This is a genomic window from Streptomyces sp. NPDC045470 (assembly GCF_040646595.1).
Taxonomy (GTDB): Bacteria; Actinomycetota; Actinomycetes; order Streptomycetales; family Streptomycetaceae; genus Streptomyces.
Genome location: NZ_JBEZAN010000004.1, coordinates 511,293 through 526,776 on the forward strand (window position 1 = coordinate 511,293; position 15,484 = coordinate 526,776).

A 15,484-nucleotide genomic window follows, 5' to 3' on the forward strand; every position below is an offset into this window, starting at 1 on the left:
CGTGCGTTCCTTCGGCTGGGTGGCGGGCGTCAGAAGGAGTACGGGAGGTAGCAGAGCGCGGCGAGGACGACGGCGCCCCAGCCGAGCAGGGCCGGCTTGCGGTACCAGGCGTCGTCGCCCTCGGCGGGCGGCTCGTCCAGGCCGGGGACGGGGGTCCCCCCGGCCGAAGGCTGGGGGAGGGTGCCGTAGACCAGGCCGGCCAGCTCGGCCTCGGGCCTGGGCCGCGTGAACAGGGTGACGGCGACCATCACCACGGCGCCGACGACGAAGGCGACGATCGCGGAGACGAAGTTGGCGCCCTGGTCGGTGGGGATGGCGATGATGCCCTGCTTGTAGATCCAGAAGTAGTTGATCATCGCGGCGGTGGTGCCCGAGACCAGGCCCCACACACCGGACTTCATGGAGGCCCGCTTCCAGAACATGCCGATGATGAACACCACGAACATCGGCACGTTGAAGAACGAGAACAGCGTCTGGAGGTAGCCCATGATGTTGTTGAAGCTGGCGGCCAGGAAGGCCGTACCGATGCTGCACAGCACGCCGACGGCGGTCACCAGACGGCCGAACCGCAGGTAGTAGCGGTCCTCGCGGCCGGGCCTGACGTACTTCGCCCAGATGTCGGAGGTGAACACCGTGTTGAACGACGAGACGTTGGCGGCCATGCCCGCCATGAAGGCGGCCAGCAGACCGGTGACCGCGATGCCCAGGACGCCGTTGGGCAGCAGGTCCCGCATCAGCAGCGGAATGGCGTCGTTGTACGTCAGGTCGGACCCCTCCTGGCCGATGCGGGGCACCACGACCGCGGCGACCAGACCGGGGATCATCACCAGGAAGGCGATGAACATCTTCGGGTAGGCGGCGATCAGCGGGGTGCGCCGCGCGGCGGAGAGGTTCTTGGCGGACAGGGCGCGCTGCACCTCGGCGAAGTTGGTGGTCCAGTAGCCGAAGGAGAGCACGAAGCCCAGGCCGAGGATGATCGTCAGCCAGTTGGCGCCGAGCGCGTTGGGCTCGCCGATGCCGGTGCCGTCCCAGGCCGTCAGGAAGCTGTGCCCGTGGCTCTTCTCCAGCGACGAGGTCAGCCCGTCCCAGCCGCCGACCCGCTTGAGGCCGAGGACGCAGATCGGGATGAGCGCGGCCAGGATGACGAAGAACTGCAGCACCTCGTTGTAGATCGCCGAGGACAGACCGCCGACGGTGATGTACGCGAGGACGAACACACCGGCGACGACGATGGCGACCCACTGCGGCCAGCCCAGCAGCGCCTCCACCACGATCGACAGGGCGTAGAGGTTGACGCCCGCGATGAGGATGGCGGCGAAGGCGAACAGCACCGAGCTGAGCAGGTGCGCCGACTTGTCGAAGCGCTGGAGCAGGAACTCCGGTACCGAGCGCACCCGCGAGCCGTAGTAGAACGGCATCATCACCAGGCCGAGGAACACCATGGCGGGGATGGCGCCGATCCAGTACCAGTGCACGACGGCGACGCCGTACTGCGCGCCGGTGGCGGCCATGCCGAGGATCTCGGTGGCGCCGAGGTTGGCGGCGACGAAGGCGAGACCGGTGACCCAGGCGGGCAGCGACCGCCCGGACAGGAAGAAGTCCAGGCTGGTCTTCACGCTGCGCCGGGCGGCGAAGCCGATGCCGAGGACGACGACGAAGTAGAGGGCGAGAATCGCGTAGTCGAGCCCGTTGGTGGGCAGCCGTAGCCCTGCGGCCAAGGTGATCATGGGGGCACTCACTTCTCTGTGCGTGATGAACGCACAGGAAACTACGCGCGGTCCTTGAGAAACTGAAGACTTTTGTTCGTTCTCGTGGCTCCATCGTGATCGGGGCGGGGGCTTTGGAATGGATTGTCCGGGTGCCGATCCGGCCGAGGTCAGGCGTTGACTGGGTTGTTTAGTTGTGCTTCATTGTGTGTGTTTGTGTTTGGTGGGTGTGACGGTGTGCCCGAGGAGTGCTCCAGTGAAGAAGACGATGACCCGGCTCGCCGACGGCCGGGAGCTCATCTACTACGACCTGCGCGACGACGTGGTGCGCGACGACACCGACCGCCGCCCGCTCGACCCGGTCTCCACCGCCTCCGAGGTCCGCCACGACCGCCTGCTCGGGGACGCGGTGGCCGTCGCCTCGCACCGCCAGGGCCGTACGTACCACCCGCCGGCCGACGCCTGCCCGCTGTGCCCCTCCCGCGACGGCCGCGGCACCGAGATCCCCGCCGCCGACTACGACGTCGCCGTCTTCGAGAACCGTTTCCCCTCCCTGGCCGGCGACACCGGCCGCTGCGAGGTCGTCTGCTTCACCCCCGACCACGACGCCTCCTTCGCCGCCCTCACCGAGGAACAGGCCGCACTCGTCCTGGAAGCCTGGACCGACCGCACCGCCGAACTCTCCCAACTGCCCGGCGTCCAGCAGGTCTTCTGCTTCGAGAACCGCGGCGCGGAGATCGGCGTCACCCTCGGCCACCCGCACGGCCAGATCTACGCCTACCCCTTCACCACCCCGCGCACCGAGCGGATGCTCGCCCAGTTCGCCGCCCACCGTGACCGCACCGGCGGCCGCAACCTCTTCGACGACGTCCTCGCCGACGAACGCGCCGACGGCCGCCGCGTCGTCCTGGACGCGGAACACTGGACCGCCTTCGTCCCGTACGCCGCGCACTGGCCGTACGAGGTCCACCTCTACCCCAAGCGCCGCGTCCCCGACCTGCTCGCCCTCGGCGAGGACGCGCGCACAGAGTTCCCACAGGTCTATCTGGAAGTCTTGCGGCGCTTCGACCGGATCTTCGGCCCCGGTGAGCCGCCGACCCCGTACATCTCCGCCTGGCACCAGGCGCCGCTGTACGCCGCCGACCGCGGCGAGTTCGCGCTCCATCTGGAGCTTTTCACCGTCCGCCGTACTTCCGGCAAGCTGAAGTTCCTCGCGGGTTCCGAATCCGGCATGAACGTGTTCATCAACGACGTGCCGCCGGAGGCCGCGGCCGAGCGACTGCGAGAGGTAGCGAGCGAGTGAGCGACAAGTACCTGGTCACCGGCGGCGCGGGATACGTGGGCGGCGTCGTCGCGGCCCACCTGGTCGAGGCCGGGCACACCGTCACGGTCCTCGACGACCTGTCCACCGGGCACCGCGAGGGTGTCCCGGCCGGCGCCCGCTTCATCGAGGGCCGCGTCCAGGACGCCGCCCGCCACCTGGACGCCTCCTACGACGCGGTGCTGCACTTCGCCGCCTTCTCCCAGGTCGGCGAGTCCGTCACGGACCCCGAGAAGTACTGGCGCAACAACGTCGGCGGCACCATGGACCTGCTCGCCGCGATGCGCGCCGCCGGCGTGCGCACCCTGGTCTTCTCCTCCACCGCCGCGACCTACGGCGAGCCCGTGGCCACCCCCATCACCGAGTCCGCGCCCACCGCGCCCACCAGCCCGTACGGCGCCTCCAAGCTCGCCGTCGACCACATGATCGCGGGCGAGTGCGCGGCGCACGGCCTGGCCGCCGTCTCGCTGCGCTACTTCAACGTCGCGGGCGCGTACGGCGCGTACGGCGAGCGCCACGACCCCGAGTCGCACCTGATCCCGCTCGTCCTCCAGGTCGCCCAGGGCAAGCGCGAGGCCATCTCCGTCTACGGCGACGACTACCCGACGCCCGACGGCACCTGCGTACGCGACTACATCCACGTCGCCGACCTGGCGGAGGCCCACCTGCTCGCCCTGACCGCGGCGGCCCCCGGCGAACATCTGATCTGCAACCTCGGCAACGGCAACGGCTTCTCCGTACGCGAGGTGATCGAGACCGTCCGCAAGGTCACCGGCCACCCCGTCCCCGAGATCACCGCGGGCCGCCGCGGCGGCGACCCCGCCGTCCTCGTCGCCTCCGCGCGGACCGCCGTCGACCGGCTCGGCTGGCGCCCCAGCCGTACGGACCTGGCCGAGATCGTCGCCGACGCCTGGGACTTCGCCCGGCGCAGGGAGGCCGACACCCCGTGACGGACATCAGCGGCCCGGCCGCGGACCAGGAGCAGCGCGCCCGGGACACCGCCGAGCGCTTCCGTGAGGTGTACGGCGCCGCCCCCACCGGAGTGTGGGCGGCGCCCGGCCGCGTCAACCTGATCGGCGAACACACCGACTACAACGACGGCTTCGTGATGCCCCTGGCCCTGCCCCACACCACCCTCGCCGCCGCCGCACCCCGCGCCGACGGCGTCCTGCGGGTGCACTCCGGGGACGGCGGCAGCGGCGGCGGCCAGACCGTCGAACTGCGGCTGGACGCCCTGCGCCCGGTCCCCGACGGCGGCTGGGCGGCCTACCCCGCGGGCGTCGTCTGGGCGATGCGAGAGGCCGGACTGCCCGTCGGCGGCGCCGACCTCCACTACGACAGCACCGTCCCGGTCGGCGCCGGACTGTCCTCGTCGGCCGCCCTGGAGGTCGTCACCGCGCTCGCCCTGGACGACCTGTACGGACTCGGGCTCACCCGGCAGCGCCTGGCGCAGCTCGCGCAGCGCGCCGAGAACGCCTTCGTGGGCGTGCCCTGCGGCATCATGGACCAGACCGCCGCCGCCTGCTGCGCGGACGGCCACGCGCTGTTCCTGGACACCCGCGACCTCTCCCAGCGGCAGGTCCCGTTCGATTTGGCGGGGGAGGGGCTGCGGCTCCTGGTCGTGGACACCCGGGTGAAGCACGAGCTGGGGGACGGCGCGTACGCCCAGCGCCGCGCCATGTGCGAGCGCGGTGCGCGGGCGCTCGGCGTACACGCGCTGCGCGATGTGCCGTACGCACACCTGCCCGCCGTACTGGACGGACTCACCGCGGAGCACGGCGAGCCGGGCGACGGGCCGGGCTGCGGGCACGTCGACGTACCGGGCGACCAGCCCGCCGACGTACCGGGCGACCGCGGTCCCGGCGTCCGGGCCGTCGTACGGCACGTCGTCACCGAGAACCGGCGCGTGGAGGACGTCATCGCCCGCCTGGACGCCGGCGAGCCCCGCGCCATCGGCCCGCTGCTGACCGCGGGGCACGCCTCGCTGCGCGACGACTTCCGGGTCTCCTGCGCCGAACTGGACCTCGCCGTCGACGCGGCGGTCGCGGCGGGCGCGCTGGGCGCCCGGATGACGGGCGGCGGATTCGGCGGCTCGGCCGTCGTCCTGGTCGAGGAGACGGAAGCGGACGCCGTCGCCGCGCGGGTCACCGAGGCGTTCGCGGCGGCCGGGCACCCGGCGCCACGGATCTTTCCGGCCGTTCCGAGCGCGGGCGCCCGGCGGTTGCTGTGAGGCCCGTCGCCCGGAGCTCACCCCGCTCCGGGCGCTTCCCGCCGGTCGCTCCGGCCGATCGGATTCGGACGAACCTTGTCGACTCGTGCCCCTCGACGACCGTTGGGCCCCACTGTGAACACTTGGGCCGAGCAGTTTTGCCAATAGCCTTCCGTTGCCGCACCCCGTCCGTACTCTGAGTCCCAGCACCGGTGGGGGCCGGTGCTGATCAGGGGGCGAGACAGTCGGGTACGACGCCCGGGGTGGGGTAGCCAGGCGGCACGGCGGCGGCCGTGCGGCTGCGTCGGCCTTGGTCCCGGGCGCCGTGCCCACTTGGTCCGTTCCCCGAGACAGGGGGTCTCAGTGCAACGCATCCGGGTTCTGGTGGTCGACGACCACCGCATCTTCGCCGAGTCCCTGGCGGCCGCGCTCGCGGCCGAGCAGGACGTGGACGTGGCCGCGGCCGGCAGCGGACCGGCGGCTCTGCGCAGCCTGGAGCGGGCGGCCGCGGACGGCCGGCGCTTCGACGTGATGCTCATCGACGCCGACCTCGGCACCGTCGCGGCGCCGCTGGCGTCCGTACCGGACCGGCCCGCGCCGGGCCGCGACAGCGCCGCGGACGGCGGCCCGCTGGACGGCATCTCGCTGGTCGCCGGCGTCCGTACGGCGTACCCGTACGTCCGTACCGTCGTGCTCGCCGAGAAGGACGACCCGCGCCGGGCCGCCTTCGCACTCCAGGCGGGTGCCGGCGGCTGGGTCGCCAAGGACTGCTCGCTCTCCCGCCTGCTCGCCGTCATCCGCGGCGTGCTGCGTGACGAGACGCACCTGCCGCCCGCGCTGCTCACCGGCGTCCTGCGGGAGCTGACGGCGGCACGCAAGCACCGTACGGAGAGCGAGCGGCTGGTGGAGTCGCTGACGCCGCGCGAGCGCGAGGTGCTGCGCTGCATGGTGGCGGGGCTGGGCCGCAAGGCGGTCGCCGAGCGGCTGTTCCTGTCCCCGCACACGGTCCGTACGCACATGCAGAACGTGCTCGGCAAGCTGGGCGTCCACTCCACGCTCGCCGCCGTCGCACTGGCCCGGCGGGCCGGCGTGGGCCCGGTGGAACTCGAACCGGCCACCGCCGCGGCGTCCGCGCTGACCTGAGGCGCGGCGCGGGCCCGCCCGCGCCGCGCCCGGCACCGCCGGTCCCCGGTCAGCCGCCCGCGGGCACCGCCCCGTGCAGGTCCTTCAGCACGGCCGCACCGCGGGCCGGCAGCCCTATCCGGTACGTGTGCTCCGCCCGCTCCCCGCGCGTCCCGGCGAGCGCGTCGGCCATCGGGCACGGCAGGGTGATGTCGGCCGCCCGCGTGCCGTGGTTGAGCAGGAAGAGGAAGCGGCCGCCGGCGCCTTCCCGGACGGTGGCCTGCACGCCGTCGGGCAGCCCGGCCAGCACCGGCCGCACGCCCGCCGCCTCCCGTACGCGGTCCGTCAGGGCGCGCATCAGCGGCGGTTCGAGGCGGGTGCCCAGATACGTCACCGTGCCCGCGCCGTAGCCGTGCCGGGTGACGGCCGGGGAGCCCGCCAGATCGCCGTCGGTGAACTCCGCGACGGGCTCGGCGCCCTCCAGGCGGACGGCCTCCGACCACAGGTCCGCCGTACCGGCGGGCAGCACCCAGGCGCCCGCCGCCCCCGTACGCGCCCGGCCGCCGCCCCGCCCCCGTACCCCCGCCAGACCCCGCACCCCCACCGTCGCACCCTCGTCCAGCGGCCAGAACTCCTCCACCCGCAGGCCCAGCAGCGACCGCAGCGGCCCCGGACAGCCGCCCGGATGCACCCGGTCGCAGTCGTCCACGACCCCCGAGAAGAACGACATCAGCAGTTGGCCGCCGCCGCGCACGTACGACGCCAGGCGCTGCGCGACGGACCCCGTCACCAGGTACAGGTTCGGCACGACGACCAGCCGGTAGCCGGACAGGTCACGGTCCGGCGGCACGACGTCGCACGCCACCCCCGCCTCGAACAGCGGCCGGTAGTGCCCCAGCGCCAGTTCCGGCAGGCGCAGCGCCGTGGACGGGTGCGAGTCCAGCTCCAGCGCCCGCCAGCAGTCCCAGTCCGTCACCAGCGCCACCGTCGGCCGCACCACCCGTGTCCCCGCGAGCTCCGGTACGGACGCCAGCTCCCGCCCCAGGTCGCACACCTCGCGGAAGATCCGGGTGTCCGTACCGGCGTGCGGCACCATCGCCGAGTGGAACTTCTCCGCGCCGCCGCGCGACTGCCGCCACTGGAAGTACAGGACGGCGTCCGCGCCCTGCGCGACGGCCTGCCAGCTCCACAGGCGCATCGTGCCCGGCGGCTTCGGACCGTTGAGGGCCCGCCAGTTGACCGCGCCGGGCGCCTGCTCCAGCAGCAGCCAGGGCTGCCCGCGGCGCGCCGAACGCATCAGGTCGAAGGTGTACGCGGCCTTCAGATGCGTCTCCGGGTCGAACGGGTCCTGGTAGAAGTCCAGCGCCATCGCGTCCATGTCGCGCGACCACGCGAAGGCGTCCACCGGCTTGTGGAACGGCATCAGGTTCGTGGTCACCGGCATCCCGGGACTCAGCCGCGCCAGCACCTCCCGCTCCGCCAGGTAGCAGTCGCGCAGCGCGTCGTCGCTGAAGCGCAGATAGTCGAGCTGATGGGCCGGGTTGGGGAAGGTGGGCGCGGTACGCGGCGGCAGCACCTCCTCGAAGTCCGTGTACGCCTGCGACCAGAAGGCCGTGGACCACGCGTCGTTGAGGCGCGCCACGCTGCCGTACCGCTCGCGCAGCCACCGCCGGAAGTCCGCGGCGGACACGTCGCAGAAGCACTGGCGGGTGTGGCAGCCGTACTCGTTGCCGACGTGCCACAGGGCCAGCGCCGGGTGACCGGCGTAGCGGGCGGCGAGCCGCCCGACGAGACGGACCGCGTGCTCGCGGTAGACCGGGCTGGACGGGCAGTAGTGCTGCCGTCCGCCGGGCCAGCGGCGCTGTCCGTCCGGGCCCTGCGGCAGCACCTCCGGGTGCGCGCGGGTGAGCCAGGGCGGCGGGGAGGCGGTCATGGTGGCCAGACACACGCGGATGCCCGCGCCGCCGAGGCCGTCCATGACCCGGTCGAACCAGTCGAAGTCGTACGCGCCGGGCCGGGGCTCGGCCTTCGCCCACGAGAAGATCCCGGCGGTGACCATGGTGACGTGGGCCCGCTTCATCAGGCCGATGTCCTCCTCCCAGACCTCCTCGGGCCACTGCTCGGGGTTGTAGTCCGCACCGAAATGGATGCCCATCGGATCCCCTTGGTCGCGACGTGTGGTGGCACGAGCTGCGGGCGGCGCGGCCGGCCGTGCCCGGGAGCGGGCCGCCCGTACCGCCATGATTCCCGCGGCGGGGCGCCGCAGCGCGCACATCCGGCCTCACGGCGGTCTCACGGGGGCGTCGGTGTTTCGCGCCTGCCCCTCAGGACGACTCCTTCCGCACGCTCCAGCCGCCGTCCACGACCAGGTCGGTGCCGGTCACGTACGACGCGTCGTCGGAGAGCAGGAACGCGATGGCGGTCGCCACCTCCTCCGGACGCCCGAGCCGCCCGGCCGCCGTCGCCTCGGCGCTGGCCCGCCGGTCCGCCTCGCCGACGGACTCCCAGGCCGCTGTCAGCACCGGCCCCGGCAGCACACTGTTCACCCGCACCTGCGGCCCGTACTCGACCGCCAGCTGACGGGCCAGACCGGTCAGCCCCGCCTTCGTCGCGGCGTACGCGGGACGGCCCGGCAGGCCGAAGTGCGCCTGCACCGACGAGGTGAGCACGACGGCGCCGCGCCGCTCCCGCAGGTCCGCCAGTACGGCCCGTACGCCCAGGAAGGCCCCGGTCAGGTTCACCGCCAGTTGCCGGTCCCAGTCCGCCGGCGCGATCACGTCGGCGGGTGTGTGCGGCCCCTGCAGCGCCGCGTTGCTGACCAGCGCGTCCACCGGCCCGTACCGCTGCCGGGCGGCGTGCGCGGCACGCTGCCAGTGGTCCTCGCGTGCCACGTCGCAGTGCTCGTACGAGGCCCGGCCGCCGAGGGCGCGGATCCGGCGGGCGGTGCGCTCGCCGCGCTCGTCGTCGATGTCCAGGAGCAGCACCCGCGCGCCCTCGGCCGCCAGCCGGTCGGCGGTCGCCGCGCCGATTCCGGCGGCGGCACCGGTCACCAGGACCGTACGCCCGGTGAAGCGTGACCCGTCCGGCGCTCCGGCGGGCCGCCGGTGTCCCTGGCGCCGGGAGTGGCCCTGCTGCCCGTACCGGTCCTCGTGCCCGTACCGGTCCTGCTGTCCGTACCGGTCCTCGTGCCCTGGCCCGCCGTCATGCCCCTGCTGGCCCCGCGGGCCGTGCTGGCTCATGGTCGCGATCCAAGCCCAACGGGCGGGGGCGAGGCAAGGGGACGTGACGGGGCCCGGCGGCGGCCGGGGCCGGCCGTCAGCCCGGCGTGTTGTCGAACGGCGCCGTCAACTGCCTCAGCAGCCCGGACAGTTCACCGCGCTGCTGAGGGGACAGCTCGGCCAGGATCGCGCGCTCCTGGGTGAGCAGCCCGGCCAGCGACTCGTCGGCCGCCTCGCGCCCCTCCGGGGTGAGCCGGACCAGTACGCCGCGCCGGTCGCTGGGGTCGGGCAGCCGTTCGACCAGGCCCTTCTTGGCGAGCCGGTCGATGCGGTTGGTCATCGTGCCGGAGGTGACCAGCGTCTGCGTCAGCAGCGCGCCGGGGGACAATTGATACGGAGCCCCCGCGCGGCGCAGCGCGGTCAGCACGTCGAATTCCCAGGGCTCCAGACCGACCTCGGAGAAGGCGAGGCGGCGCGCGCGGTCGAGGTGCCTGGCCAGCCTGCTGATGCGGCTGAGGACCTCAAGCGGTTCCACGTCGAGGTCCGGGCGCTCCCGGCGCCATGCCGCGACCAGTCGATCGACCTCGTCCTCCATGTCGATCAGTGTAGTTGGTCTGTCGATGTGAAGTCTCTTGGCATCAAGATATATTTCCGTGGACTATTGGGCATCGTCGGCGATGGGCTCACGCCGCGCTCGCGTGGCCTGTACCAACCCTGCACCAGCCGAAGGGGTTCGAACATGCACGTCGCACCAACCTGGGACCCGCAGCAGTACCTGCGCCACGCCGGACACCGCACGCGCCCGTTCCACGATCTCCTCGCCCGCATACCCGAGCTGCCCCACCGCAACCGCCCCGCCCGCATCGCCGACCTCGGCTGCGGTCCCGGCAACGTCACCGTCCAGCTCGCCGACCGCTGGCCCGACGCGCACATCACCGGCCTGGACAGCTCGGCCGAGATGCTCAAGGAAGCCGACCTGTACGCCGGACCCACCCCCGGCGGCGGCCACCTCGACTTCGCACACGCCGACGCCGCCGACTGGCGCCCCGCCGAACCGTTCGACCTGATCATCTCCAACGCGGCGCTGCAATGGGTCCCCAACCACCCCGAGTCCCTCCCGGCGTGGATCGACGGCCTCACCCCCGGCGGCACCCTCGCCTTCCAGGTCCCCGGCAACTTCACCTCGCCCAGCCACGCACTGCTCGGCGAACTCTGCGACGAACCCCAGTGGCGCGACCGCCTCGCCGACCACGGCCGCCGCTTCGTCCACATCCTCGCCCCCACCGCCTACCTGGAACGCCTCACCGCGCTCGGCTGCGCCGTGGACGCCTGGGAGACGACCTACGCCCAGCTCCTCCAGGGCGAGGACCCGGTCCTCGACTGGGTCAAGGGCACGGCCCTGCGCCCCGTACTGACCGCCCTGGAGGACGACCCGGCGGCCCGCGACGAATTCCTGTCCCAATACCGGGACCTGCTCCGCAAGTCCTACCCGCCCGGCCCGCACGGCACGGTCTTCCCGTTCCGCCGGATCTTCGTCGTGGCCCACAAGGAACACTGACCCCGGATGAGGTGAACCCGTGATCACCGGCCTCGACCACGTCCAGCTCGCCGCACCACCCGGCAGCGAAACCGTCCTGCGCGCGTTCTACGGCGGCATCCTGGGCCTCCGGGAAATCCCCAAGCCGCCGTCGCTCGCCGCGCGCGGAGGCTGCTGGTTCGAGGCCGGCCCCACCACCCAGCTCCACCTGGGCATCGACCCCGACTTCAGGCCCGCCCGCAAAGCCCACCCGGCCCTCCGCGTCACCGGCATCCGCGCCCACGCGACCCGCCTCACCCACCACGACATCACAGTGACCTGGGACGACACCCTCCCGGGCCATCACCGCTTCTACGCACACGACCCCGTGGGCAACCGGCTGGAATTCCTGGAATGAGGCAGGGGCCTACGGAATCGGATCCTTGTGGCCGAGCGTCCCCGGGAAATGCTTCATGAATTCCCCATCCCCCGGAACGAACAGAGTTCCCCACGACCCGTCGGAAAACCCGAACTGCATCTCGTTCTTCGGCTCGTGCCGCCGGGTCCACACCAGAGCGTCGTGCGGAAAAGAGGCCCCCAGCTCGACAGCCTCACCCAGTCCACCTAGGACGCGCCGGTACTGTACGTAGACAAAACGCATACACACATCGGTGACGGCCACGACGGCAGCCACCCCGGTCTTGGACTGCGGCTGGCCGGCGATCAGGAACTGCCCGGCCAGACTGTCCCAGCCACCGAAGAACGAGTCCTTGTTCTTCTGGCGCTCGCCCCGCAGCGAAGGCCCCTCGACGGAGACGCCGCGCTGCTGAGCAGGCACATCAGTGGTGAACACGCGAAAAACCCGGGAAATGAAGCGAGTCCAGCCGTCCCCGTCCTTCTCCTGCCCTACCAGCACCTTGGGCCGCCGCGAGTCCGGAGCGCTGCTGCTCCCGCCCCGACCGCGGCTGAACGCCAACGAACGCGAGACCTCGAAGCCCGTCAGCAGCTTCTCGCCCGGCGGCAGAGCGGAAAAAACCTTCTGTTCGAGCTCGGGTGTCATGACGGGCAACTCCTCATACGATCTGTCCAGCGGTCTTCCGGAAGAAGACGAGGGTTCATGGGATGGGCACGAGGTGGCTGAGAGTCCCGGGAAAAACCTGGAGGAAATCTTCTTCCGGCGCGGCCATGACCGTGCCCCAGGACCCGTCGGTGAACCCGAACTGCATGTCCAAGTGCGTGTTCCTGCGGCGCGTCCACGTCAGGGAGTCAGGCGAGAAGGACGCCCCCAGCTCGACCGTGTCGCCGAGGCGGCCGGTCAGACGCCGACGGGGTATGTACTCGAAGCGCAGCCGCTTGTCGGTGAGGACCACGGTAGTGACCAGCCCCGCACGGGAGCGAGGCTGTGCCGCCGCCAGCCACTGCCCGGCCAGACTGTCCCGGCCACCGAAGAACGAGGCGTTCTTCCGCTGCCGCTTCGGACGTTTGGCGGGATCCTCGGTGCCCTCCCGGGCCGACGGCGACCCCACATCGTTGATGACCCCCTTGAAGGAGGCCGAGATGCCGGCAACCCACAGAGCGCCCTCCCCGGCCAGCGCCCGCGGCCGACGCTCGGCCGGCGCGTCGGAACTCACCGAGTCCTGGCCGGTGGTCGCCCGCATGACGCTGAACCCGCCCACGAACCGCTCGTCCTGAGGCAGAGCCGCAACGATCTTTTGCTCCAAGTCTGGCCGCATGGGTCAGTTCTCCTTACGGGGCAGCGCATGCGTACCACCGGAGCGATAGGGAGTTCGTCAAGGAATGGGAAGTTCTTTTCGGTGAGCGTACCGGGGAAGAAACGGCGGAAATATTCTTCGTCCGGACCCGAGGCCACGCCCCACGACCCGTCGGTGAAACCGTACATGTAATCAAGGAACTGCTTGTCGCCCAGACGGGTCCACGCGAGGGCGGAGCGGTCGAAGGACGCACCCAGCTCCATGACACCGGCGCTCCCCGCCCGAGCGCGGAGCCTGCGCGTACACGAACTGGAACGTCCGCTCGGTGAGTGCCGCGTACGTCAGCACTCCCGCCTCGGAACGGGGCTGCGCCGCCGCCAGCCACCGGACCGCCGGACTGTCCCAGCCGCCGAAGGACGTCGCCTTCCGCTTCTGCCGCTCCCGGCGCAGGGCGGGACCGTTGTCGGTGCGGGTGGTGGACGAGGGCGGCAGGTCGTCGAGGCCGGGACGCAGCAGCAGCGACCCGAATTTCCCCCCGGTCTCCGCGGACGGGTGCCGCACCCGACAACACCACGGGCCGTTTCGCCTGCGGCGCATCGCACCCCTCCTTCCCTGACGGACAGTTCATCGACCGGCCGACACGGAGTGTGCCGACACATATCTCCCCGCGGGGAGTGCGGCGGCGAAATTCTGCTCCAGGTCAGGGCGCAAGGTGACGGAACTCCACTTCAGCCGGAAACGGAATCCGATGCTATCGAGGTGTGTTCGCGCGGCGAAGACACCTCGACGGTCGGCCGGATTTCGGCGAATGTTCCGCGGAAGGGGAGACCGGGAGGTTTGGGGAGTGCAGGAGGGTTGTCGCTCTATGGGGTGTTTTGGGGTGCGCGGGCAGGAGGCACCTGCGGGCCGGGGCCGGAGCGGTCCGGGGTCAGGCCCGCCGATGGCCTATCAGGCGGGGCTTCGGTTCCAGGCCGTCCAGGCCGTGCCAGGCGAGGTTCACCAGGTGGGCGGCCACCTCGGACTTCTTCGGTTTGCGGACGTCGAGCCACCACTGGCCGGTCAGGGCGACCATGCCGACCAGGGCCTGGGCGTACAGGGGGGCCAGTTTCGGGTCGAAGCCGCGGGCCTTGAATTCCAGGCCGAGGATGTCTTCCACCTGGGTGGCGATGTCGCTGATCAGGGAGGCGAAGGTGCCGGTGGACTGGGCCACGGGGGAGTCGCGGACCAGGATGCGGAAGCCGTCGGTGTAGGTCTCGATGTAGTCGAGGAGGGCGAAGGCGGCCTGTTCGAGGAGTTCGCGGGGGTGGCCGGCGGTCAGGGCGCCGGTGACCATGTCCAGCAGCTGGCGCATCTCGCGGTCCACCACGACGGCGTACAACCCCTCCTTGCCGCCGAAGTGCTCGTAGACGACCGGCTTGGAGACGCCGGCCTTCGCCGCGATCTCCTCGACCGAGGTGCCCTCGAAGCCGCGTTCGGCGAAGAGGGCGCGACCGATGTCGAGCAGCTGCTCACGGCGTTGGGCGCCCGTCATCCGCACCCTGCGGGTGCGCCGGGTCCCCGCGCCGGAGGGGGCCTTGCCCTGGTTGTCGTTCACGCTGCTGCCGTCGATCGCCACCCGTCAATCATGCCTTCCCCGGCTGTCACCGCCCGGTACCCCCGGGCGCGGCGGCGTCCGCGCGCTTCGCGTCGAGGCGGGAGGCGTTCGGCCAGCGCACGTCGTACGCCCAGCCGGCCTTCTCGAACCAGCGGATGAGGCGGGCGCTGGAGTCGAGCTGCCCCTTCATGACGCCGTGCCGGGCGCACGTCGGGTCGGCGTGGTGCAGGTTGTGCCAGGACTCGCCGCAGGAGAGCACCGCCAGCCACCAGACGTTGCCGGAGCGGTCGCGGGACTTGAACGGGCGCTTGCCGACCGCGTGGCAGATCGAGTTGATCGACCAGGTGACGTGGTGGAGCAGACCGACGCGGACCAGGGAGCCCCAGAAGAACGCGGTGGCCGCGCCCTGCCAGGACATCGTGACCAGGCCGCCGACCAGGGGCGGGACGAGGAGGGAGACGACGGTCCACAGGACGAACTGGCGGGAGATCCGGCGGATCGCGGGGTCCTTGATCAGGTCCGGCGCGTACTTGTGCTGCGGCGTCTGCTCCTCGTCGAACATCCAGCCGATGTGGGCCCACCACAGGCCCTTCATGAGCGCCGGCACCGTCTCGCCGAACCGCCAGGGGGAGTGCGGGTCGCCCTCCGCGTCGGAGAACTTGTGATGCTTGCGGTGGTCGGCCACCCAGCGCACCAGCGGCCCCTCGACCGCCAGCGACCCCATGACCGCCAGGGCGATCCGCAGCGGGCGTTTGGCCTTGAAGGCGCCGTGCGTGAAGTAGCGGTGGAAGCCGATGGTGATGCCGTGGCAGCCGATGAAGTACATCGCCGCCAGCAGCGCCAGGTCGAGCCAGGTCACACCCCAGCCCCAGGCCAGCGGCACCGCGGCCACCAGCGCCACGAAGGGCAGGGTGATGAACAGCAGCAGGGTGATCTGTTCGACCGAGCGCTTGCTGTCGTCGCCGAGTGTCGCGGACGGCAGCGGCGTTTCGGCGGGTTTCGGTGACTCTTCGATGACTTCGGGGCCAGCGGTCATGTGGTGTCCCTCGTAGGGGGCTCGGGGGCACGGTTACGGCTACGGGACCG

14 protein-coding genes are annotated in these 15,484 nt (G+C 71.7%); 6 read left to right on the forward strand and 8 right to left on the reverse strand.

Annotated features, from left to right (window positions below):
• Positions 1-29: 29 nt before the first annotated feature.
• Positions 30-1,727, reverse strand: coding sequence for a sodium:solute symporter family protein (locus AB0A97_RS16645; RefSeq protein ID WP_361149808.1), 1,698 nt, complete (start codon positions 1,725-1,727; stop codon positions 30-32).
• Between the two features lie 235 nt (positions 1,728-1,962).
• Here AB0A97_RS16645 and galT point away from each other — a divergent pair, with 235 nt between their 5' ends.
• The 4 genes from galT to AB0A97_RS16665 all read left to right on the forward strand — a co-directional run bounded on the left by galT (position 1,963) and on the right by AB0A97_RS16665 (position 6,379).
• Positions 1,963-3,009 (forward strand): galactose-1-phosphate uridylyltransferase, encoded by a 1,047-nt coding sequence (galT, locus tag AB0A97_RS16650; protein ID WP_361149811.1) that lies wholly within the window; start codon positions 1,963-1,965, stop codon positions 3,007-3,009.
• Positions 3,006-3,977 carry a UDP-glucose 4-epimerase GalE gene (gene galE / locus AB0A97_RS16655; RefSeq protein ID WP_361149814.1) on the forward strand — a complete coding sequence of 324 codons (972 nt, stop codon included), beginning with the start codon at positions 3,006-3,008 and terminating at the stop codon, positions 3,975-3,977. The genes galT and galE overlap by 4 nt, the downstream gene beginning before the upstream one ends.
• A 5-nt stretch (positions 3,978-3,982) precedes the next feature.
• Positions 3,983-5,257, forward strand: coding sequence for a galactokinase (gene galK / locus AB0A97_RS16660; protein ID WP_361150201.1), 1,275 nt, complete (start codon positions 3,983-3,985; stop codon positions 5,255-5,257).
• Between the two features lie 342 nt (positions 5,258-5,599).
• Positions 5,600-6,379 (forward strand): response regulator transcription factor, encoded by a 780-nt coding sequence (locus tag AB0A97_RS16665; RefSeq protein WP_361149816.1) that lies wholly within the window; start codon positions 5,600-5,602, stop codon positions 6,377-6,379.
• Between the two features lie 49 nt (positions 6,380-6,428).
• Here the strand turns inward: AB0A97_RS16665 and AB0A97_RS16670 are convergent, their stop codons facing one another.
• The 3 genes from AB0A97_RS16670 to AB0A97_RS16680 all read right to left on the reverse strand — a co-directional run bounded on the left by AB0A97_RS16670 (position 6,429) and on the right by AB0A97_RS16680 (position 10,171).
• Entirely contained in the window at positions 6,429-8,513 is a 2,085-nt protein-coding gene (locus AB0A97_RS16670; RefSeq protein ID WP_361149819.1) for a beta-galactosidase, read from the reverse strand.
• A gap of 169 nt (positions 8,514-8,682) precedes the next feature.
• Positions 8,683-9,597, reverse strand: coding sequence for an SDR family oxidoreductase (locus AB0A97_RS16675; RefSeq protein ID WP_361149821.1), 915 nt, complete (start codon positions 9,595-9,597; stop codon positions 8,683-8,685).
• A 76-nt stretch (positions 9,598-9,673) separates the two neighbouring features.
• The gene (locus AB0A97_RS16680) at positions 9,674-10,171 is read right to left on the reverse strand and encodes a MarR family transcriptional regulator (RefSeq protein WP_361149824.1); all 498 of its coding nucleotides are present in this window, start codon (positions 10,169-10,171) and stop codon (positions 9,674-9,676) included.
• 144 nt (positions 10,172-10,315) lie between these two features.
• Between AB0A97_RS16680 and AB0A97_RS16685 the strand changes: the two genes are divergently transcribed.
• Together AB0A97_RS16685 and AB0A97_RS16690 are read left to right on the forward strand one after the other, a co-directional pair.
• On the forward strand, positions 10,316-11,134 hold the full coding sequence (locus AB0A97_RS16685) for a trans-aconitate 2-methyltransferase (RefSeq protein ID WP_361149827.1): 819 nt from the start codon (positions 10,316-10,318) through the stop codon (positions 11,132-11,134).
• 19 nt (positions 11,135-11,153) lie between these two features.
• Complete coding sequence (locus AB0A97_RS16690) at positions 11,154-11,510, forward strand: glyoxalase (RefSeq protein WP_361149830.1); 357 nt, start codon at positions 11,154-11,156, stop codon at positions 11,508-11,510.
• Between the two features lie 9 nt (positions 11,511-11,519).
• Here AB0A97_RS16690 and AB0A97_RS16695 read toward each other — a convergent pair whose 3' ends face one another.
• The 4 genes from AB0A97_RS16695 to AB0A97_RS16710 all read right to left on the reverse strand — a co-directional run bounded on the left by AB0A97_RS16695 (position 11,520) and on the right by AB0A97_RS16710 (position 15,434).
• A complete protein-coding gene (locus AB0A97_RS16695; protein WP_361149833.1) occupies positions 11,520-12,152 on the reverse strand; it encodes a hypothetical protein in 633 nt (210 codons plus the stop codon).
• A 55-nt stretch (positions 12,153-12,207) separates the two neighbouring features.
• Positions 12,208-12,825: a hypothetical protein gene (locus AB0A97_RS16700; protein WP_361149835.1), complete on the reverse strand. Its 618-nt coding sequence runs from the start codon at positions 12,823-12,825 to the stop codon at positions 12,208-12,210.
• Between the two features lie 907 nt (positions 12,826-13,732).
• A complete protein-coding gene (locus AB0A97_RS16705; RefSeq protein ID WP_031006966.1) occupies positions 13,733-14,419 on the reverse strand; it encodes a TetR/AcrR family transcriptional regulator in 687 nt (228 codons plus the stop codon).
• A 25-nt stretch (positions 14,420-14,444) separates the two neighbouring features.
• Positions 14,445-15,434: a fatty acid desaturase gene (locus AB0A97_RS16710; protein ID WP_361149838.1), complete on the reverse strand. Its 990-nt coding sequence runs from the start codon at positions 15,432-15,434 to the stop codon at positions 14,445-14,447.
• Between the last annotated feature and the right edge of the window lie 50 nt (positions 15,435-15,484).

Coding starts and splice junctions, on each gene's coding strand:
- AB0A97_RS16645 (WP_361149808.1), bottom strand. CDS start 1,727: ATGATCACCTTGGCCGCAGGGCTACGGCTGCCCACCAACGGGCTCGAC.
- AB0A97_RS16670 (WP_361149819.1), bottom strand. CDS start 8,513: ATGGGCATCCATTTCGGTGCGGACTACAACCCCGAGCAGTGGCCCGAG.
- AB0A97_RS16675 (WP_361149821.1), bottom strand. CDS start 9,597: ATGAGCCAGCACGGCCCGCGGGGCCAGCAGGGGCATGACGGCGGGCCA.
- AB0A97_RS16680 (WP_361149824.1), bottom strand. CDS start 10,171: ATGGAGGACGAGGTCGATCGACTGGTCGCGGCATGGCGCCGGGAGCGC.
- AB0A97_RS16685 (WP_361149827.1), top strand. CDS start 10,316: ATGCACGTCGCACCAACCTGGGACCCGCAGCAGTACCTGCGCCACGCC.
- AB0A97_RS16695 (WP_361149833.1), bottom strand. CDS start 12,152: ATGACACCCGAGCTCGAACAGAAGGTTTTTTCCGCTCTGCCGCCGGGC.
- AB0A97_RS16700 (WP_361149835.1), bottom strand. CDS start 12,825: ATGCGGCCAGACTTGGAGCAAAAGATCGTTGCGGCTCTGCCTCAGGAC.
- AB0A97_RS16710 (WP_361149838.1), bottom strand. CDS start 15,434: ATGACCGCTGGCCCCGAAGTCATCGAAGAGTCACCGAAACCCGCCGAA.